Genomic DNA, 19,086 nt, shown 5'->3' on the forward strand with positions numbered 1-19,086 from the left:
TAGTAGTAATGAATATTGGCCGCGAATACTAACAAATTTTGGCCTATTTTAAAATAAAAAAGCCATGCTATAAAGCATGGCTTTTAGGTAAACCGATTAACTCAGTTTATGTGCGAACAGTTTCTGAATTAGCACTGTTTGCCGTTCTTGGCTTCGTTGCTTCGGCAGATTCAGTTGCTTCATATTGACGTCCCGTAGGGGTAGCAATATTTTCTCTGCTTTCAACAGTGGGCTTCGTTGTTTCTGACATTACCATAGAACCAAAGCGGCTAGTTGCTTTGGCGACAGGCTTAACGTCAACAGCCGTTTCTACAACAGCTGCTTTTTCAGCAACAGGGATTTCTACCACTGGTTGCTGGCTAGGCATAATTGCTGCTGGCTTAGCCATAGGAGCAGATGCGCCCAGTTTCGCTTCAACTTTAACTTCAGCCGGAGTCTCAACAACAGGTGCTTCAACTTTAACTTCAGCTGGAGTTTCAACTACTGGTGCTTCAACTTTAACTTCAGCCGGAGTTTCAACTACTGGAGCTTCAACCTTAACTTCAGCCGGAGTTTCAACTACTGGAGCTTCAACCTTAACTTCAGCCGGAGTCTCAACAACAGGTGCTTCAACTTTAACTTCAGCCGGAGTTTCGACTACTGGAGCTTCAACTTTAACTTCAGCCGGAGTCTCAACTGGTACAGAAGCCACTGGCGCTTCAACCTTAACTTCAGCCGGAGTCTCAACTGATACTGAAGCCACTGGCGCTTCAACTTTAACTTCAGCTGGAGCTTGAACAACAGGCGCTTCAGCCTTTGGTTCAACCTGTATTGGCTCTATCGCTGTCGCTTCAACGACAACAACAGGGGGCTGAGTCGCTTCAAAACTGTTTTCAACATCGTTAGGAACGAAAGCTGCGACAGATGAACCATCTTCATTCTGCTGAGCATCTTCATCACGACGTCGACGTTGTCCCGCTGCACGCAAGTGGCGTGGGCTACGACGACTTCTACGTTGACCTTCACGAGGCTCACGAGCATTGTCTTCAGTCGCAACGGCATCTTCAGTCGCTTCAATAGCGGTTTCTATTGCCGTTGTTTCTGTTTCAACTTTTGTTTCTACAGCTGTTTTAGGAGCTTCAGGTGCTTGTACAGCACTTTCTACACTGCCAGCTGTTTCGATCTGCTCTACCGCTTCAACATCAACAGTCTCTGCTTTTGCTTTAGGCTTGCGTGGCTGACGCTTAGGACGTGCTGGCTTGTCATCATTTGATGGCTTTGCTTGCACTGGCGCTTCAGTCGCTGCAACTTCAGCTTTTAGCTCTTCTTGCTGTTCATTGTTTACACGTACCTTACGACGCATGTTACGACGCTGACGACGTTCACGCGCAGCTTCTTGCTTAGGCTGCTCGGTAGTTGGCGCTTCACTCTTAGTGTCTTTACGCACTTTTTCGTTACGTGGCTGACGTTTATTAGTGTCTTCAGTCGGTAAGCGGGTGTCGCTGCTGTCACTACGACTGCTTTTAGCCCGTTTGTCTTTAGACTGTTCACTGTCATTGCGGCTATCGTTACGGCTATCGCTGCGATTGTCATTACGGTTGCGGCGAGGATCATTTCGACGATTGTTATTACGGCGATTATTGTTCCGGCCCTGATTACGGCTATCTTTATCTTGCTTCTTAGGCTCAGTTTTTGGTTCTTCTTTAGAACCAAATAGTGAGCTAATTGCCGCTGCGATCTTCGCGAATAAACCTGGCTCTTCTATCTTTGGTGCAGCAGGTTTAGTTTCAACTACTGGCGCTTGCTTTGGCGTAGAGAAGCCTTTTAATGCTGGCTGAGGAGTGGCAGCTCTTTCAAGCTTACGTGGTTCGTATAGCTTAGCTTCTTCTTTTTCAAGTAGCTTGTAGCTAGATTCGCTGATCTCGTCATCTTTACGGTGACGTACAACACGGTAATCTGGCGTTGTCATATTTGGATCTGGGATGACATACACTTCTACGTTGTGGCGCTTTTCTGTGATACGAATGGCTTTACGCTTTTCATTCAATAAGAAAGCTGCAACATCGACAGGAACAACGGCTTCAATTTGTGATGTGTTCTCTTTAATCGCTTCTTCTTCCATTAGACGAAGAATTGATAGTGCTAGAGACTCAGTACCACGAATCGTACCTTGTCCATGGCAACGAGGACATAGGTGTGCGGCAGACTCTTCAAGAGAAGGACGTAGACGCTGACGCGACATTTCCATCAAACCAAAACGTGAAATTCGACCTAATTGTACACGTGCTCTGTCGTGATGAACGGCATCTTGCATACGCTTTTCAACTTCACGTTGATGACGTACTGGTGTCATATCGATGAAATCGATAACAACTAAGCCACCTAAGTCACGTAGACGTAATTGACGTGCAATCTCATCAGCAGCTTCTAGGTTAGTATTGAGTGCCGTCTCTTCGATATCGCTACCTTTCGTTGCGCGAGCAGAGTTAATATCGATAGAGGTTAGGGCTTCTGTAGGATCGATAACGATCGAACCACCAGATGGTAGACGCACTTCGCGTTGGAACGCAGACTCGATTTGAGTTTCAATCTGGTAATGCGTAAACAGTGGTACTTCAGCGTCGTAACGCTTAATACGCTCTACAAAGTCAGGACGAACAAGTGAAACGTGCTCTTTTGCCTGTTCATAAATGCGTGGGTGATCGATCAAGATCTCGCCAACGTCGCGGCGTAAATAGTCACGGATCGCGCGAACGATAACGTTACTTTCTTGATGGATTAGGAAAGGTGCTGGTGCACTTTCTGCAGCTTCTTTGATCGCTGCCCAGTGGTGCTGAAGCACTTTTAAGTCCCACTTTAGCTCAGCTGGATCTTTACCTACACCTGCGGTGCGTACGATAAGACCCATGCCTTGTGGTACTTCTAGCTCTGCAAGCGCCGCTTTAAGCTCTGTACGCTCATCACCTTCGATACGACGTGAAATACCGCCTGCACGAGGGTTATTTGGCATTAATACAAGGTAAGAACCCGCAAGACTGATAAAGGTTGTAAGTGCAGCGCCTTTGTTGCCACGCTCTTCTTTATCAATTTGAACGATAACTTCCTGACCTTCCTTAATCACTTCCTTAATACTAGGACGACCTTGGAAAGAATAACCTTTAGGGAAGTATTCACGAGCAATTTCTTTAAGTGGTAGGAAGCCGTGACGCTCAGCACCATAATCAACGAAAGCCGCTTCAAGAGACGGTTCAACTCGTGTGATAGTGCCTTTGTAAATATTGGCTTTCTTTTGTTCATGACCTGGGCTTTCGATATCCAAATCATACAGTTGTTGCCCATCAACGAGGGCAACGCGCAACTCTTCAGATTGAGTCGCATTGATTAACATCCGTTTCATGATGACGTAATTCTTCTTTATAAAGGTCATCAAACGATACTTATTTCACTGCATTACGGGCCTAGGATTATTAAAACAAAACCTCACGGTCAGTCTCTAGGCAAGGTGCGCATTGCTGTTAGACGCATTCTCTGCGTGTCGCATCCTATTTATGGCTTATTTTTTTATGTTTATAAAAAACAAGGAATTCGTTGTTAAATGTCAACCAACCCCATAAATTCTTAAAATACTTTCCAGTAATGCCAATTCGAAATGGTAGCGTCTGACGACGAGTTAAAATTATTCTTCGAAATTGGAGCGTTTTCAGTTGAGAAACCAGTTGTAAGTTGGGTTTTCGTTTTAATTTAGTCGTGAAGGCGCATGTACTGGCCTTTTTATTGATACAACGACCCGTAAATCAATGATTTACTATCAAACCGCAAACATTTTTAGTCTCATTCTGTAACGTAATGCTAGGCTGATTGGTGGACACTTTATCCACGGGTTATCACCGTTAGCGGGGGAAATATAGCAATAATAGATAAAATCAGCAAATGGAAAGGCACAATTCTTTTGAGTTGTTGTACAATGTGTCGCAACGAAATACATAACGGCGCAGCATGAATACTCCATCTCAAAAAGCACAAGTCCAAATGGTTACCATTGATGAAGACCACGTTGGACAACGTATCGATAATTTTCTTCTGACAAAACTCAAGGGCGTGCCTAAAAGCATGATCTATCGGATCGTGCGTAAGGGTGAAGTTAGAGTGAATAAAAAGCGCATTAAACCTGAGTATAAATTAGCCGATGGTGACATTGTACGTATTCCTCCTGTCAGAGTATCTGAAAGTGAAGGGCGCCCAGGGCCTTCGGCAAAGTTGACTAAGGTATCTCAGCTTGAAGAGCGGATCCTTTTTGAAGATAAATATCTTATTGTGCTAAATAAACCTTCTGGTATTGCTGTTCATGGTGGTAGTGGTGTTGAATTTGGTGTGATTGAAGCGATGCGCTCTTTGCGTACCCAGCAAAAATTCCTAGAGTTGGTTCACCGCTTAGATAAAGAAACGTCAGGTGTGTTACTGATCGCTAAGAAACGCAGTGCCTTAAGACATCTTCATGATCAACTTAGATACAAGAAGATGCAAAAAGACTATGTTGCGTTAGTGAGAGGCGAGTGGCAGAGCCACGACAAAGTCATTAAAGCGCCATTACTTAAGTTAACGCTTAAATCAGGTGAGCGAATTGTTCGTGTCAATAAAGAGGGTAAAGAGTCTGAAACCCGCTTTAAGATTTTGCAGCGTTATAGCGATTCCACGTTAGTGCAAGCAAGTCCTGTTACTGGACGAACTCACCAAATCCGTGTGCATTGCCAGTTTGCTGGTCATCCGATAGCGTGCGATGAAAAGTACAGTGAACAAAAGTTTGATGACTCTATGCGAGCACAAGGACTAAATCGACTGTTTTTGCATGCCGCTCAGCTTAAATTTACTCACCCAGAAACGGAAGAGGTAATGCAAGTTAAAGCGCCACTAGACACAATACTCGAATCAACCTTAAAGAAGTTAAAGAAAGTATGAAGCCTTACGAATTAGTCATCTTCGATTGGGATGGAACCTTAATGGATTCCATCAGTAAAATTGTTACTTGCATGCAGCAGATGGCGCAGTCGCTGTCTTTGGTTTGTCCCTCAGAGCTAGCAATCCGCGATGTGATAGGTTTATCGATGGAGGAGGCGCTTAAGAGCTTATATCCAACGCTGCCTTCAGTCGACTTCGAACCCATGATTAATTCGTATAAAGAACATTATTTAACGCTAAATACCACACCAAGTCCGTTGTTTGAAGGCAGTGAAACGCTATTGAATGAACTCTGTGCAAGGGATTATCGCCTTGCTGTGGCGACGGGAAAAGGTCGTAATGGATTAAACCGTGTACTAAGTGAAACGGGCCTGGGGCGACACTTTGAGTCAAGTCGATGCGCAGATGAGTCAAAGAGTAAGCCTAACCCTGATATGATCCACGAGCTGCTAGAAGAGCTTAAAGTCAAACCTCAGCGTGCAATTATGATTGGGGACTCGTTACACGATTTGAATATGGCGAATAATGCGGGAATTGATGCTGTAGGTGTAAGTTATGGTGCTCACAGTGAATCAAGGTTACTGTTAGCCAGTCCTAAAGCCATTATTCATAAGCCGTTAGAACTGCTTGTTCTATTAGCCTAAATTCTACAATTTACTACCCAGCGCTTAGCAATGTTAGGGAGAGCGGCCTTTGGTTTGGCTTCCCGAGACTGAACCACATGGATAAGACTCGTGGTTATCATCTATTGGAGTAAAGGGAATAAGGTGTAAGGTGATAGAGGCTAAGTGATAGTGACTCACCTGAACTCCCCTTGCTTGCTTCTGTTTAAACATCTCATTATCGGCATGACAGATTGAGGCGAATGTTACTCTTCTGTCATGGTTTTGGCCTACTTCTATTAGTTTATCAAATTGATGAAACAAGGCGCGCCAATTTGGCGCGGCCTGTTAGGTAATCATGATGGGCTAAATATTCCTGTTTCAAAAAGATGTCGCCAGTTATACCAATCAGTATAAGAAGTTGATCTACTCAGAGCGCTTTTTGGCAAACTAATTCAAGGCGAATAGTTGAAAGAATGGTTATTCCCTTGTGAAGCTTTTCAACGCAGAAGTAGGCAGCCAAAAACGCTCCAGAATGGCGAGTTTTAGTGGCTCTGATGCTGCGTTAACGAGCTTAACCGTAGAATAACTATGCTCTTCACTCGTTGCAAACCACATGGATGTGGTGAATGTCATTAATGCAGGAGCAATTAATGACCTTGCCTCATAACCGCTAAACTCTCGCTGAGCGACCAAATCTTTATACTGATTGGTATTATTTTATAAAATCCTCACCAACAGCCTGTTTATTTCCGATATTAAATGTAGGGATGGTCAACACGACTCCATTATTAGAGTACTTCAACGCCTTGTAGATGAAGTAAATCGATAAGTGAGATAAGTGGTAGCCCAATAAGCGTGTTTGGATCTTTTCCCTCTAATCTTTCAAATAATGAGATCCCGAGGCCTTCACTTTTAAAGCTGCCCGCACAGTAGAAGGGTTGATCAATATCGACATAGCGGCAGATCTGTCCATGAGTCAGAGTTCGAAAATGAACAGTAAATGGCTCAACGATAGCTTCCACATGTGAATTTCTTCCGTTATGTACAGCAAGACCGGTGTAGAAAGTGATTGATTGTCCACTAGCGGCTGTCAATTGTTCAATCGCTTTTTCACGGTTTAGGGGCTTACCGATAATTTTTCCATCAATCACGGCGACTTGATCTGAGCCTATTACAATACTATTGGGGTGTTGCTTAACGCCAGCAGCGGCCTTTAGTTTTGCTAAGCGTAAAACTAATTCAGTTGGTGACTCATTATCTAGTGCCGTTTCATCAACGTCCGGAGAGCAGCAGCTAAACTCTAGTGCGAGTTTTTGTAATAGTTGTTGGCGAAAAGGAGAAGTCGAGGCAAGAACAAGTGCTGTAGACATATATAGGCCTTGTTGTTTCAATCACGCCCGTTTGGAGGCGCGTTCGAATGAATGATTGTGTGTTTAATTTTACTCGAATCAATATGGAAAATGACACAAAACAGTAATATTGATGCCATTAATGTTGGTACAGGACTGCTTTTTTAAAATCGAACTTACTTAAATCGCCGCCAATACCTATGATCTTATAGCTTAACTGTATTGATATGCTTAGTAAGTTGATGCCAAAGTGGCATATTCAGCATGGGGACAGTTGAACTCTTTAAGGTAGAAGAGTATTCAATTGATATAGCGGAGAGAAGAATGTTCAAATTATGGCTTGCGATTATCATTATGTTATCTGTTGTCGTTCACCTCAGCGGCGATGTGAGCCGACCTTTTTATCCAACTATCTTGTGTGCCATGGTGTTGGGAGCATTAGCACGAGAGGTTATTGCTAAACTCGACCATGTGATTGGGCATCAGGGTCAAACACCTTGAAAAGAACTAATTGATCAGTAGCCGCCTTTTGCGTAAACAGATCTAGATATAAGTAAATGGATAATGTACTGCAGACTCCGACTATAATTGTGAGAGTTAAAGATTGCACTTCTCTTGGTATAAACTCTGTACTAGGTGCACCTTGATGAGCTCTGCTGTGGGTTTTAGACTAGGGCATCAATAAATTATCGTAATTCATACACTTGAATTTTGTCATTATCAATATGGTTGCTTGCTCCTTGGCGCAAGAAAACAGGGATGAAGGGCTGCTGTTTATGCTCTGCTTTATTAAGAGCATCACAAAAAGAGATTAACACGATGGAATTACGAACACTTAAACGCATTTATAGATGAAATATAATGTAATGCCTACCGTGTTTCTTGTACAATACGGGTACCTAACAACTCACTTAGCTGAATCAAACAGCTGTTAATCACCCAGTAATGTATAAGGGTGTTGACTTCTGCTAAAATTCACCTAAAATGCGCGCCTTATGCAAACAGTAAAGATACCGGTTTCAATTGATCCCGTTCGCGCTGCCAGTAGCCAACTTTCTTATGAAGGCTCGGTGCCTGGTAAGCAGTTAAAGCGATTAAATGAATTATGTGCCGGCGACTGTTCTGATGTGGCAGTGTCGCTTGAATGTGGCGTAGATATACAGGGGATAGTCTACCTTAACGGGAAGGCTGTGACGGAGCTCACTCTGGATTGTCAACGTTGTATGACACTATTTACCACTGAGGTTACGGTCGAGTTTAGTTATGGTCTTTGTAAGACTGAAGCTGAAATCGATGAGCTCCCGGATGCGTATGAGCCTATTGAGTGCAATGAAATTGGCGAAATTCGTCTGCATCAATTGATCGAAGATGAATTGATAATTGCTATGCCCTTGATTGCCATGCATGAGAATGAAAGTTGTCATTTAGGCAAGCAAGATATAGTAGTAGGCGAGATCGAACCCGCTCAAGAGGAGCGTCCAAATCCGTTTGCAGTGTTAGAAAAACTGAAGAGCAAGTAATCTAGGAGACAGGGCCAATGGCTGTACAACAGAATAAAAAATCTCGTTCAAAGCGCGGTATGCGTCGTTCACACGATTCTTTGGGCACAGCTCAATTATCTGTGGATGCAACGAGTGGTGAACTTCACCGTCGTCACAACGTGACTGCGGACGGTTTCTACCGTGGTCAAAAGGTTATCAACAAGTAATTTGTTGAGACCCTGATGACAAATCTGACGCTTGCGTTAGATGCGATGGGGGGCGACTTTGGTCCCCGCATCACAGTGCCTGCAACTTTGCAGGCACTTCGCTTAAACCCCCTTCTAAAAATCGTACTAGTTGGCGACAAGTCGCAAATAGACGAGCATTTAGTTTCTGCCGAACCGGCAATAAAGAATCGCATCGAAATAAAACATACGACTGAAGTAGTCGCTATGTCAGATCGTCCTGTTCATGCCCTAAGAAACCGTAAACAAAGCTCAATGCGTTTAGCAATAGAGTTAGTGCGTGACGGTAAGGCGCAAGCGTGTCTGAGCGCTGGCAATACAGGTGCGTTAATGGCCATGTCTAAAGTGCTTCTTAAGACTTTGCCAGGTATCGATCGTCCTGCACTGGTAACCTGCTTACCCGCAGTAAATAATACGCCTGTTTATTTACTCGATTTGGGCGCAAATATCTCTTGCGATTCTGAAACCTTATTTCAATTTGCGGTGATGGGCTCAGTGCTGAGTGAAACGGTTGATAAAACGGCCTCACCAAAAGTTGCTTTACTCAATGTGGGTATCGAAGAGATTAAAGGTAATGATCAGGTTCAACAGGCTGGTCAGTTACTGCAACAAATCCCTCAAATAAACTATACCGGTTTTATTGAGGGCGATGAGATTTACTCTGGTAATGTAGACGTGATCGTTTGTGATGGTTTTGTGGGTAATATCACTCTGAAAACCTCAGAGGGCATTGCTCGTTTACTGGTTCATCAGCTTAAAAAAGCACTAGGACAAGGTTTTTTTGTCCGACTCCTTGCAAAAATCATCGCTCCACGTATACGTTCTTTGTTAAATCAGATGAACCCCGACCACTATAATGGTGCAAGTCTGATAGGATTGCGCGGCATTGTAGTAAAAAGTCATGGGTGCGCAGATGAAGCTGCTTTTTTGCAAGCAATTACTTTGGCAGTAACCGAAGCGCAACGTCGACTCCCACAGATGATTGAAGATCGTCTAGAGTCGATTCTTTTAGACATTAATAGCTGATAAATTCCTTATGCATACAAAAATTCTTGGTACTGGTAGTTATCTACCGGTGCAGGTGCGTAGTAATCTCGATCTAGAAAAGATGGTTGAGACAACTGATCAATGGATCGTAGAACGTACTGGTATTTCAGAACGTAGAATCGCCGCGGCGGACGAAACTGTTGCCACCATGGGCTATCAAGCTGCGTTAAAAGCCATTGAAATGGCAGGTATCGAAGCCTCTGAAATCGACATGATCGTGTGCGGTACAACGAGCGCAAGTAATGCGTTTCCTGCCGCAGCATGTGAAATACAAGCCATGCTAGGCATTCATACTATTCCAGCATTTGATATTGCAGCGGCCTGTTCTGGTTTCGTTTACGCCTTGTCTATTGCCGATCAGTATGTAAAGTCAGGCGCAGCTAAAAATGTGTTAGTGATAGGTGCAGATGTACTTTCACGACTGTGTGAGCCAGAAGATCGCTCCACAATTATTCTATTTGGTGATGGTGCCGGTGCCGCCGTTGTTGGCGCATCAACAGAGCCGGGAATTATCTCTACTCATATTTTCGCCGATGGTCGCCAAGGTGATTTGCTAAAATGTTCTATACCGCCACGCAAAGGAGAAACTTCTGAAGCTGTGGGTTATATGACAATGAAAGGCAACGATGTATTTAAAGTTGCTGTGACTCAGTTATCTCATGTCGTGACAGAAACCCTGCGTCATAACAATATTGATAAATCAGAAATCGACTGGTTAGTTCCGCACCAGGCGAACTTTAGGATCATTAAAGCAACGGCGAAAAAACTTGATATGAGTTTAGATAAAGTCGTGTTAACACTGGCTAAGCACGGTAATACGTCTGCAGCTTCAGTGCCTATTGCGTTAGACGAAGCGGTTAGAGATGGACGTATTCAACGTGGCCAAATGTTGCTACTAGAAGCCTTCGGCGCAGGTTTTGCCTGGGGAAGTGCTTTAGTTCGTTTTTAATCGTCTTAGATAAAGTCATAGATATAGTCTTTGATAAAGTCTTATTGATAACAGTCAAAAGATGTTGATTTAAAAGGGTGAAAAATATGGAAAATACTGCTTTTGTATTCCCTGGACAAGGTTCTCAAGCATTGGGTATGTTAGCTGAGCTAGCACAAAACAATGCTATCATTACAGAAACCTTTGCCCAAGCAAGCAGCACGCTTGGATATGATTTATGGGAGCTTGTACAACAAGGTCCTGTTGAAACATTAAATGAAACGGATAAAACTCAGCCTGCTTTATTAGCGGCGAGTGTGGCTGTTTATCGTGCTTACTTAGCATCTGGCAAGGCTATGCCTTCAGTGATGGCAGGCCATAGTTTAGGCGAGTACTCCGCACTCGTATGTGCTGGAGTGATTGATTTTGAAGCGGCAATTAAATTAGTTGAGCTTCGTGGTCAGCTAATGCAGCAAGCGGTACCTGCGGGTACTGGTGCCATGTTTGCGATTATTGGCTTAGATAACGACGCCATTGCTAAAGCATGTGAAGAGGCATCTGAAGGCGATGTGGTGAGCCCTGTTAACTATAACAGTCCAGGCCAAGTGGTTATCGCAGGTGAAAAAGCGGCTGTTGAGCGCGCTGCTGCACTGTGCAAAGCCAATGGCGCAAAGATGGCCGTTGCATTGCCAGTAAGTGTGCCATCTCACTGCCAGTTAATGAAGCCTGCTGCCGATAAACTCGCAGTTGCACTAGAATCAATTGAGTTCAGCGAACCTTCAGTAAAAGTGATTAATAATGTTGATGTTGCGAGTCCAACTTCAGCGGCAGAAATTAAAGATGCATTAGTTCGTCAACTCTACTGTCCTGTGCGTTGGTCAGAAACTGTTGAGCTAATGGCTTCTGAAGGTGTGACTAATTTGTTTGAAATGGGACCTGGTAAAGTATTAACAGGCCTGACAAAACGTATTAATCGCTCGCTTTCAGCACAAGCTGTAAACGATGTAGCATCATTAACGGCGTTGACCGAATAAGGAAATCTGATGAGTATAAGTTTTGACCTGACTGGTAAAGTTGCTTTAGTTACTGGCGCTAGTCGTGGAATTGGGCGTGCGGTCGCAGAAACTCTCGTTTCAGCGGGCGCGGTTGTTATCGGTACCGCAACCAGTGAGCGCGGCGCAGAAGCAATTCAAGCCTATTTAGGTGATAAAGGCCACGGCCTTGTTTTAAACGTGACAGATGCTGATTCAGTAAAGGCCTTGTTTGAAACGATCAAAGCAACTGCTGGTGATGTTGATATTTTAGTCAACAACGCTGGGATCACGCGTGACAATTTGTTAATGCGAATGAAAGATGATGAATGGCAAGATATCATTGATACTAACCTGACATCTATATTCCGCACATCAAAAGCGGTGATGAGACCAATGATGAAAAAGCGTCATGGACGCATTATCAATATTGGCTCGGTGGTAGGCACCATGGGCAATGCAGGACAGACTAACTATTCTGCAGCTAAAGCTGGTTTGATTGGATTTACAAAATCTCTTGCAAGAGAGGTTGCATCTCGCCAAATTACAGTTAATGCTATTGCTCCTGGATTTATCCAGACAGATATGACGGATGAGCTGACGGAAGACCAGCAACAAGCTATTATGTCTCAGGTGCCAATGGAGAGACTTGGTCAGGCGCAGGAAATTGCTCACGCAGTCCTCTTTTTAGCGTCAGACTCTGCTGCTTACATCACGGGAGAAACTCTTCACGTGAATGGTGGCATGTACATGGTTTAACGAGTGACAGACTGCTATCACCTTGTGGGGTGATCTGCATCAACTGCGGGCTTGATTGTGGTTAGACCACGAAATTTGAGCTTGCAATGTCTGTCAAATTCAATAAACTACTCGCAATCTTGCGCAAGTGCGTAATTTGAATAGGAAAGAAAACTAATGAGCAACATCGAAGAACGTGTAAAGAAAATCATCATCGAGCAACTAGGTGTTAAAGAAGAAGACGTTAAATCAGCAGCATCTTTCGTTGACGATTTGGGTGCAGATTCTCTAGACACTGTTGAGTTGGTTATGGCTCTAGAAGAAGAGTTTGACACCGAGATCCCTGATGAAGAAGCTGAGAAGATCACTACTGTTCAAGCAGCGATCGATTACGTTTCTAAGAATCAGTAATCTAGAATTCTTGAAAACAGGCGGCATTATTGCCGCCTGTTTTTGTTTGTAAAAGCCGCTGGTTGATTTTACGTTTTATCTTCGCATTTCCAATATTTACTCACCTCGGTAAGTATTACTCCAACCAGAACTGGCAGATACCCATTGAATACACACATCACATTGATTGGGTATAGGTATTGGTAGTTCCATTTCTTTGAAGCTATCATCATTATTTATTTTTAAAGTAAAAAGGTGACCGCGTGTCTAAACGTCGAGTAGTCATAACGGGCTTAGGCTTAGTCAGCCCTGTGGGAAATACAGTAGATTCTTCTTGGAAAGCTTTGGTTTCAGGTAAGAGTGGTATCGCGCCAATAACTAAATTTGATGCTAGCGAGTTTACGACTCGTTTTAGCGGTTCTGTTAAAGACTTTGATGTCGAGCAGTACATGTCGCGTAAAGACGCGCGTAAGATGGACTTGTTTATTCAATATGGCATGGCTGCAGGAATTCAAGCCGTGGAAGACTCAGGTCTTGAGATGGATAAGCTTGACCCTGCACGTGTTGGTACGGCTATTGGTGCTGGTATGGGTGGCTTGCCGTTAATTGAGCAGAACCATTCAGCGCTTTTAAAAGGGGGGCCACGTAAGGTTTCTCCTTTCTTTGTGCCGAGCACCATTATTAACATGATATCTGGCCACCTTTCTATCAAATACGGTATGACAGGCCCAAATTTTGCTGTGACAACGGCTTGTACTACTGGCGTGCATAATATTGGTTTCGCGGCGCGCACGATTGCCTACGGTGATGCCGACGTGATGGTTGCCGGTGGTGCAGAAGATGCGACTTGCCCATTAGCCGTGGCAGGCTTTGGCTCTGCAAAGGCGCTTTCAACACGTAATGACGACCCACAAGCCGCCAGTCGCCCTTGGGATAAAGATCGCGATGGTTTTGTTATCGGTGATGGCGCAGGTGTGATGGTCGTAGAAGAGTACGAACATGCTAAGGCGCGTGGAGCGACAATTTATGCTGAGCTTGTCGGTTTCGGCATGAGTGGCGATGCATTCCATATGACTTCACCACCAAGTGATGGTGCTGGCGCGGCTGCGGCAATGGTTAATGCTATCAATGATGCCAAAGTTGCAAATGAGTCGATTGGCTATATTAACGCACATGGCACCTCAACACCGGCAGGCGATAAAGCTGAAGCCGCTGCGGTTAAGTCGGTGTTTGGTGATCACGCTTATGATCTATTGGTTAGCTCGACAAAATCTATGACTGGGCACTTACTCGGCGCCGCAGGTTCTGTTGAAGCTATTATTACTATTTTAGCGTTAAGAGATCAGGTTGTTCCACCAACGCTTAACTTAGATAATCCTGATGAAGGTTGTGACTTGGACTTTGTTGCTCACACTGCGCGAGATTATAAGTTCGAATATGGACTATGTAACTCATTTGGTTTTGGTGGCACCAACGGCTCACTACTTTTCAAAAAAGTGTAGTCTGTTTAGGTAATCAAAAAAAGCGCCTCAGGGCGCTTTTTTTATATCTAGAAGGTTCCCAATCTCGGCTACCCAACATAAGCAAGAAACACGACTCTTTTGATTTTATATTTGAGTTGATTCACAAAATGTAGAGCAAATATTAAAAGAATATGTCGACAAGATTAACCTTGGTTAATGTGAGAATAAGCCGCTAGAATTCAGATCTCAATAGGCAGATACTGCTGAACTCAGCTCACGCAGATGAGCTCAACGCAGATCATACCTAAGGGACACGAAAAGTGCTTAATCCAATTGTTATTCCTATCATGCCAATTCTAGGCATTATCACTGCCAATATTAATGAGCTTATTCGAGGCGAGTCACTCGCACGTTTTCCTCAGCTAGAGTTGGGGGTTAAGACATTTAACTTAGCGGTAGCGGCTTTTACTCTAGTGTGGTTTGCCTTGTTAATTACAGCGATTGATGTGAGTAACGCTGTCAGTGTATTTGCAGGCATTGAAGTGATGGCATTGTTCCTTGCTGGTATTGGCGCTTACACCTTATTTAATGGTGGTAAGTACTTTGGACAAACTTCACAACTATGGCTTTATCGCTTAGCATTGCCAACGGTGCTAGTGGGTTGCTTTTTCGTCGGTCAGTTTGGTTAAAGAGTGCTGCTAGGCAAAATTTGACGTAAAATACTCAATAGATAGCAAAATTATTGAGACCAGATATGGCAGGCACAGAAAGACAATTAACACTGAGGTTCTTAGCAGAGCCGGCAGATGTGAACTTTGGCGGTAAAGTACACGGCGGCGCCGTAATGAAGTGGATTGACCTCGCTGGTTATGGCTGCGCTGCGGGCTGGAGTGGTAAGTATTGTATTACTGCTTATGCTGGCGGTATTCGATTTGTTAAGCCTATTCATGTGGGCAATATCGTCGAAGTCAGTGCGAAGATCATTTATACGGGTAGAACTTCTATGCACCTTGCCATTGACGTAAGAGCTGGCGATCCTAAGGTAGCTGAAAGAGCGCTCACAACGCACTGTGTGCTAGTCATGGTCGCGGTTGATGATGAAGGCCAACCTACGGAAGTGCCTGATTGGAAGCCTACGTCAGCTACGGATATCGAATTACGAGAGTCTGCCATTAGATTGATGGAGATGCGTAAGAAGATTGGCGTAGAGATGCAGGCCCATCTAGATCTGCAGCCACAGGTTTAGTGATTCAGCTCTGTTAAAGTTTTTGTTCATTAAAGCTAGCCCTCGGGCTAGCTTTTTTATTGCCTCAATAAAGTTGTTTTCTATCACTTCTAGCCTTTAGAATGGGGCAAAAAATATTCCCTACAATAGGAGATAAAATGGCTAAGGTTGCGTTTATAGGTTTAGGTGTGATGGGTTATCCCATGGCTGGTCATTTAGTTAAGCATGGTCATCAGGTTACGGTTTATAACCGTACTGAAGCAAAAGCTAAGGCTTGGACTAAAGAGTTTTGCGGTGAGTATCAGCTTACCCCTAGAGAGGCCGCAGTCGGCCAAGATATGGTTTTCATCTGTGTCGGTAATGATGATGATCTGCGCCAAGTGACTCTGGGTGATAACGGTGTATTGGCGGGAATGAGTACAGGGAGTATTTTGGTTGACCATACCACCGCATCTGCCGATGTGGCTCGAGAGATCGCAGCTATTGCTAAGCCATTAGATATAGGCTTTATCGATGCTCCGGTATCGGGCGGACAAGCTGGCGCCGAAAACGGCGTACTGACTGTGATGGCGGGAGGCGAGCAAGCAACGTTTGAGCGGGCTAAGCCTGTTATTGACTCTTATGCGCGATGCGTGGAGCTGCTAGGCGAGGTTGGTGCGGGACAGCTTACTAAGATGGTTAATCAAATTTGTATTGCTGGTGTGGTTCAGGGGCTTGCTGAGGGCCTTCATTTTGCTCGAAGTGCCGGGTTAGACGGTGAAAAAGTTGTAGAAGTGATCAGTAAAGGCGCGGCGCAATCTTGGCAGATGGAAAACCGTTATCAAACCATGTGGAAAGGCGAATACGATTTTGGCTTTGCCGTAGATTGGATGCGTAAAGACTTAGGCATCGCGCTTGAAGAAGCTCGTCGCAATGGCTCACATCTGCCTTTAACGGCACTGGTCGATCAGTTTTACTCAGAAGTGCAGTCCATCGGTGGTAAGCGTTGGGATACGTCTAGCTTACTAGCCAAGCTTGAGAAGAATCGAGGTTAAGATTCTAGTTTAAAGTAACCAATAAAAAAGGACCATTTATATGGTCCTTTTTAGTCACACAAGCCTAGCCGTCCTGAGGTCAGTTACTCAGGCTCTACAACGATATGTTCGAGTTCAACAACTGCAACGCTGTGTAGAGCATCCATTGCAGCGCCTACCAATGAAATCACACCTTTAGAAGACTCAATCAATACGGCACGGTTGATCTCGCTGAAATCGCGGTTATGACGCGCCATAGTCGATAATGCCATCTGCATTGGCTGCATTGATGGATTAAATGCTGCATTTTCTGCATAACGACCACAATAGGTTGCGCCGTCTTTGGTCTCAAGTACGACAGAAGCATAGTTCTTGGTGTATGGGGCATAACTTAGACCGGCATGATCGAGTGCTTCAATAATCATCGGATCATTAGAATCTAAAGTCAGTGTATGTTGCTGTTTCGTCAACAAAGGCTCGGTAATGTTTAAGTCACTTGGCCCGAATGCATAAGGTAAGTAGTGTGCTAACGGCTCAATTTTTTGAGCAGGAAGATGGATTTTAACCTTACTGCCATCAACCAACTCATTGATGAATTGACGACAATGTCCACAAGGGGATGCATTGACTATGATGTCTTCAATAATGCTTTCACCGCTTAGCCATGCATGGCTAATTGCGCTTTGTTCTGCATGAACAGAGTGAAAAAGTGCTTCACCGGGGAGTTCAATATTAGCGCCCATATAGATATCACCGCTCTTACCTTTGGCGATAGCACCTACGTGAAACTCGCTAATAGGTGGTCTTGCTAACGCAGCAGCAATGGGGAGCAGGGCTAAAAGCAGTTCATTTAGCTCCATTTTGCTTGCAATTTGAAGCACTTCTAATTGCTGGGCATCGATATGACCTGCAAAGTCTTTATCGAGCAATGGTACGATAGCGGTTGCTAGTGGCTCTGGTAACTTAGCTATGCTTTTTAAGAACCGGTCTTGCATATGCTATTTCCTTTTATTAACACCAATGAAGTATCATTCTAGTAAGCTTGTTACATCTAGAATGAGATGAAGATCTCAGTTGTCGCCTATAAAGCCTATAGGTTTCTAAGATAATGACATAAAGCCTGTAATAGTTTTTGTTTAGATTCATCTTGCTCGGTTTCTTCAAGCAAATTCTCCAGACGAATGATGTAATCTGGGTCATTGAGTCTGGTTTGGCAAAATTCTCGCCAGCGATACTGCTCACTATCATCGAGAGTTTCTGGATAGTTACGTGCTCGGTACCTAAACAGCATCTCTGCTAGTCTTGAGTCATCGAAGTCCAGTTCTAGTGCCGCCAGATTACTTGGCTTAGTATTGCGGATTATCTCGATTTTAGCTTTATCGGCACTACTGAAGAAGCCACCACTGTAAAGGGCTTGGTCAGGATCCACAGCTTTGCTGTCATGCTCAACATCAAATACCGCAACCAGCTTTTCTCTTAACTCTGGGTGTTGCTTTAACTTCCTGAACTGCTCTCTGGCAAATGCTTTATCAAAATCGAGTCTGGCGGCGTTCTCGTCAGTTAACGTATTAGCAGCAGCAATAAAAGGACTCTTATTGATATGGACCTGTTTTAAGCCGATAGGCAGTTCATCGGGGGCTAAATCACTGCGGCGGGTATACATGCGCTCACGAATTTCTTCAACACTCAGTTCGATAAGCGGAGTGACGTCCATAGCCAAGTTGACACAAATAACGGCATTTTTGTTGGTAGAGTGGTAAGCCACTGGCGCAATGATAGTGGTGCAACCGTTTAAGGCGCTGATTTTAGAACTAACATGTACAAGTGGTTTCATTTCAAGCACATCGATGAGCTTCGATACTTGCTGCTTCTGCCTCAGGCTAAAGTAATAATCAAACAGCTTAGGTTGTACCGTTTTAATCAGCTTTGCCATGTCGATAGTGGCATATACATCAGACATCGCATCATGAGCCTTTTCATGGCTTAAGCCATTGGCTACGGTCAGTTGTTCAAGCTTAAAGCTAGGAGAGCCATCTTCTTTTTCAGGCCAGTTAATGCCTTCGGGTCTAAAAGCATAGCACGCGCGAACAAGATCAATAATATCCCAGCGGGTGTTACCGTTTTGCCACTCACGGGCATAAGGGTCGATAAAATTACGATAAAAGCCGTAGCGCGACACTTCATCATCAAAGCGCAATGAGTTATAACCCACAACACAGGTCTTAGGTTGACTAAACAGGCCATTAATTTTGTCCATAAACTCGGCTTCTGGCATACCTTTAAGGTTTGCGAGTTGCGGAGTAATACCTGTGATAAGGATAGCCTCTGGTGACGGTAGATAGTCATTAGCAAGTTTACAGTAAAAGGTTTCGGGCTCGCCGATGATATTAAGATCTAGATCCGTGCGCACGCCAGCAAACTGAGAAGGTCTATCTTTCGCTGGATTGGCACCAAAAGTTTCGTAATCGTGCCAGAAGATAGTTGGGTGTTCACTCATGTTTTCTTTGTTCCGTTTTAAAGTGGTTTTGGTCTTTACTATTAATGGCTTAGGTTGAGTTTTGTTCGTTTGCATTCATATCTGAACATTGTTGTTTAATGCTGTTCTAGAAACATTGTGTACATTTGAGTGTGCATAA

19 protein-coding genes are annotated in these 19,086 nt (G+C 44.1%); 14 read left to right on the forward strand and 5 right to left on the reverse strand.

The window, feature by feature from the left end; all coding sequences use genetic code 11:
* Nucleotides 1-106: 106 nt before the first annotated feature.
* Nucleotides 107-3,376 (reverse strand): ribonuclease E, encoded by a 3,270-nt coding sequence (gene rne, locus SHAL_RS09165; RefSeq protein WP_049763875.1) that lies wholly within the window; start codon nt 3,374-3,376, stop codon nt 107-109.
* 599 nt (nt 3,377-3,975) lie between these two features.
* Between rne and rluC the strand changes: the two genes are divergently transcribed.
* Nucleotides 3,976-4,935, forward strand: coding sequence for a 23S rRNA pseudouridine(955/2504/2580) synthase RluC (rluC, locus tag SHAL_RS09170; RefSeq protein WP_012276868.1), 960 nt, complete (start codon nt 3,976-3,978; stop codon nt 4,933-4,935).
* Nucleotides 4,932-5,579 carry an HAD-IA family hydrolase gene (locus tag SHAL_RS09175; RefSeq protein WP_012276869.1) on the forward strand — a complete coding sequence of 216 codons (648 nt, stop codon included), beginning with the start codon at nt 4,932-4,934 and terminating at the stop codon, nt 5,577-5,579. Before rluC ends, SHAL_RS09175 begins: the two co-directional genes overlap by 4 nt.
* Before the next feature lie 33 nt (nt 5,580-5,612).
* Here SHAL_RS09175 and SHAL_RS23050 read toward each other — a convergent pair whose 3' ends face one another.
* Together SHAL_RS23050 and SHAL_RS09180 are read right to left on the reverse strand one after the other, a co-directional pair.
* Nucleotides 5,613-5,861: a hypothetical protein gene (locus SHAL_RS23050; RefSeq protein WP_012276870.1), complete on the reverse strand. Its 249-nt coding sequence runs from the start codon at nt 5,859-5,861 to the stop codon at nt 5,613-5,615.
* Nucleotides 5,862-6,328: 467 nt separating this feature from the next.
* Entirely contained in the window at nt 6,329-6,910 is a 582-nt protein-coding gene (locus SHAL_RS09180; protein ID WP_012276871.1) for a Maf family protein, read from the reverse strand.
* Nucleotides 6,911-7,213: 303 nt separating this feature from the next.
* On the opposite strand from SHAL_RS09180, the gene SHAL_RS23240 reads away from it, so the two are divergent.
* The 12 genes from SHAL_RS23240 to SHAL_RS09240 all read left to right on the forward strand — a co-directional run bounded on the left by SHAL_RS23240 (nt 7,214) and on the right by SHAL_RS09240 (nt 16,471).
* Nucleotides 7,214-7,390 carry a hypothetical protein gene (locus SHAL_RS23240; protein ID WP_190273628.1) on the forward strand — a complete coding sequence of 59 codons (177 nt, stop codon included), beginning with the start codon at nt 7,214-7,216 and terminating at the stop codon, nt 7,388-7,390.
* Between the two features lie 494 nt (nt 7,391-7,884).
* Nucleotides 7,885-8,409 carry a 23S rRNA accumulation protein YceD gene (gene yceD / locus SHAL_RS09190; protein WP_012276872.1) on the forward strand — a complete coding sequence of 175 codons (525 nt, stop codon included), beginning with the start codon at nt 7,885-7,887 and terminating at the stop codon, nt 8,407-8,409.
* Nucleotides 8,410-8,426: 17 nt separating this feature from the next.
* The gene (gene rpmF, locus SHAL_RS09195) at nt 8,427-8,597 is read left to right on the forward strand and encodes a 50S ribosomal protein L32 (RefSeq protein ID WP_012276873.1); all 171 of its coding nucleotides are present in this window, start codon (nt 8,427-8,429) and stop codon (nt 8,595-8,597) included.
* A 15-nt stretch (nt 8,598-8,612) separates the two neighbouring features.
* Nucleotides 8,613-9,641 carry a phosphate acyltransferase PlsX gene (gene plsX, locus SHAL_RS09200; protein WP_012276874.1) on the forward strand — a complete coding sequence of 343 codons (1,029 nt, stop codon included), beginning with the start codon at nt 8,613-8,615 and terminating at the stop codon, nt 9,639-9,641.
* Nucleotides 9,642-9,651: 10 nt separating this feature from the next.
* The gene (locus SHAL_RS09205; protein ID WP_012276875.1) at nt 9,652-10,611 is read left to right on the forward strand and encodes a beta-ketoacyl-ACP synthase III; all 960 of its coding nucleotides are present in this window, start codon (nt 9,652-9,654) and stop codon (nt 10,609-10,611) included.
* Between the two features lie 86 nt (nt 10,612-10,697).
* Nucleotides 10,698-11,624 carry an ACP S-malonyltransferase gene (fabD, locus tag SHAL_RS09210; RefSeq protein WP_012276876.1) on the forward strand — a complete coding sequence of 309 codons (927 nt, stop codon included), beginning with the start codon at nt 10,698-10,700 and terminating at the stop codon, nt 11,622-11,624.
* A 9-nt stretch (nt 11,625-11,633) separates the two neighbouring features.
* Nucleotides 11,634-12,380, forward strand: coding sequence for a 3-oxoacyl-ACP reductase FabG (gene fabG / locus SHAL_RS09215; RefSeq protein WP_012276877.1), 747 nt, complete (start codon nt 11,634-11,636; stop codon nt 12,378-12,380).
* Between the two features lie 156 nt (nt 12,381-12,536).
* Entirely contained in the window at nt 12,537-12,770 is a 234-nt protein-coding gene (gene acpP / locus SHAL_RS09220; RefSeq protein ID WP_011496723.1) for an acyl carrier protein, read from the forward strand.
* A gap of 242 nt (nt 12,771-13,012) precedes the next feature.
* Nucleotides 13,013-14,251 (forward strand): beta-ketoacyl-ACP synthase II, encoded by a 1,239-nt coding sequence (fabF, locus tag SHAL_RS09225; RefSeq protein WP_012276878.1) that lies wholly within the window; start codon nt 13,013-13,015, stop codon nt 14,249-14,251.
* Between the two features lie 281 nt (nt 14,252-14,532).
* On the forward strand, nt 14,533-14,901 hold the full coding sequence (locus SHAL_RS09230; RefSeq protein WP_012276879.1) for a hypothetical protein: 369 nt from the start codon (nt 14,533-14,535) through the stop codon (nt 14,899-14,901).
* Nucleotides 14,902-14,966: 65 nt separating this feature from the next.
* Entirely contained in the window at nt 14,967-15,458 is a 492-nt protein-coding gene (locus tag SHAL_RS09235) for an acyl-CoA thioesterase (protein WP_012276880.1), read from the forward strand.
* A 101-nt stretch (nt 15,459-15,559) separates the two neighbouring features.
* Nucleotides 15,560-16,471 (forward strand): NAD(P)-dependent oxidoreductase, encoded by a 912-nt coding sequence (locus tag SHAL_RS09240; RefSeq protein WP_083758313.1) that lies wholly within the window; start codon nt 15,560-15,562, stop codon nt 16,469-16,471.
* Nucleotides 16,472-16,554: 83 nt separating this feature from the next.
* Here the strand turns inward: SHAL_RS09240 and cdd are convergent, their stop codons facing one another.
* Nucleotides 16,555-17,445, reverse strand: coding sequence for a cytidine deaminase (cdd, locus tag SHAL_RS09245; RefSeq protein WP_012276882.1), 891 nt, complete (start codon nt 17,443-17,445; stop codon nt 16,555-16,557).
* Between the two features lie 95 nt (nt 17,446-17,540).
* Nucleotides 17,541-18,947 (reverse strand): exodeoxyribonuclease I, encoded by a 1,407-nt coding sequence (gene sbcB, locus SHAL_RS09250; RefSeq protein ID WP_041416329.1) that lies wholly within the window; start codon nt 18,945-18,947, stop codon nt 17,541-17,543.
* Between the last annotated feature and the right edge of the window lie 139 nt (nt 18,948-19,086).

The organism is Shewanella halifaxensis HAW-EB4, from assembly GCF_000019185.1.
Lineage (GTDB): Bacteria > Pseudomonadota > Gammaproteobacteria > Enterobacterales > Shewanellaceae > Shewanella > Shewanella halifaxensis.

What these genes read in the sequence shown, in the direction of transcription:
- rne (WP_049763875.1), bottom strand. Translation starts at nt 3,376, where the DNA reads ATGAAACGGATGTTAATCAATGCGACTCAATCTGAAGAGTTGCGCGTT.
- rluC (WP_012276868.1), top strand. Translation starts at nt 3,976, where the DNA reads ATGAATACTCCATCTCAAAAAGCACAAGTCCAAATGGTTACCATTGAT.
- SHAL_RS09175 (WP_012276869.1), top strand. Translation starts at nt 4,932, where the DNA reads ATGAAGCCTTACGAATTAGTCATCTTCGATTGGGATGGAACCTTAATG.
- SHAL_RS09180 (WP_012276871.1), bottom strand. Translation starts at nt 6,910, where the DNA reads ATGTCTACAGCACTTGTTCTTGCCTCGACTTCTCCTTTTCGCCAACAA.
- SHAL_RS23240 (WP_190273628.1), top strand. Translation starts at nt 7,214, where the DNA reads ATGTTCAAATTATGGCTTGCGATTATCATTATGTTATCTGTTGTCGTT.
- yceD (WP_012276872.1), top strand. Translation starts at nt 7,885, where the DNA reads ATGCAAACAGTAAAGATACCGGTTTCAATTGATCCCGTTCGCGCTGCC.
- rpmF (WP_012276873.1), top strand. Translation starts at nt 8,427, where the DNA reads ATGGCTGTACAACAGAATAAAAAATCTCGTTCAAAGCGCGGTATGCGT.
- plsX (WP_012276874.1), top strand. Translation starts at nt 8,613, where the DNA reads ATGACAAATCTGACGCTTGCGTTAGATGCGATGGGGGGCGACTTTGGT.
- SHAL_RS09205 (WP_012276875.1), top strand. Translation starts at nt 9,652, where the DNA reads ATGCATACAAAAATTCTTGGTACTGGTAGTTATCTACCGGTGCAGGTG.
- fabD (WP_012276876.1), top strand. Translation starts at nt 10,698, where the DNA reads ATGGAAAATACTGCTTTTGTATTCCCTGGACAAGGTTCTCAAGCATTG.
- fabG (WP_012276877.1), top strand. Translation starts at nt 11,634, where the DNA reads ATGAGTATAAGTTTTGACCTGACTGGTAAAGTTGCTTTAGTTACTGGC.
- acpP (WP_011496723.1), top strand. Translation starts at nt 12,537, where the DNA reads ATGAGCAACATCGAAGAACGTGTAAAGAAAATCATCATCGAGCAACTA.
- SHAL_RS09235 (WP_012276880.1), top strand. Translation starts at nt 14,967, where the DNA reads ATGGCAGGCACAGAAAGACAATTAACACTGAGGTTCTTAGCAGAGCCG.
- SHAL_RS09240 (WP_083758313.1), top strand. Translation starts at nt 15,560, where the DNA reads ATGGGGCAAAAAATATTCCCTACAATAGGAGATAAAATGGCTAAGGTT.
- cdd (WP_012276882.1), bottom strand. Translation starts at nt 17,445, where the DNA reads ATGCAAGACCGGTTCTTAAAAAGCATAGCTAAGTTACCAGAGCCACTA.
- sbcB (WP_041416329.1), bottom strand. Translation starts at nt 18,947, where the DNA reads ATGAGTGAACACCCAACTATCTTCTGGCACGATTACGAAACTTTTGGT.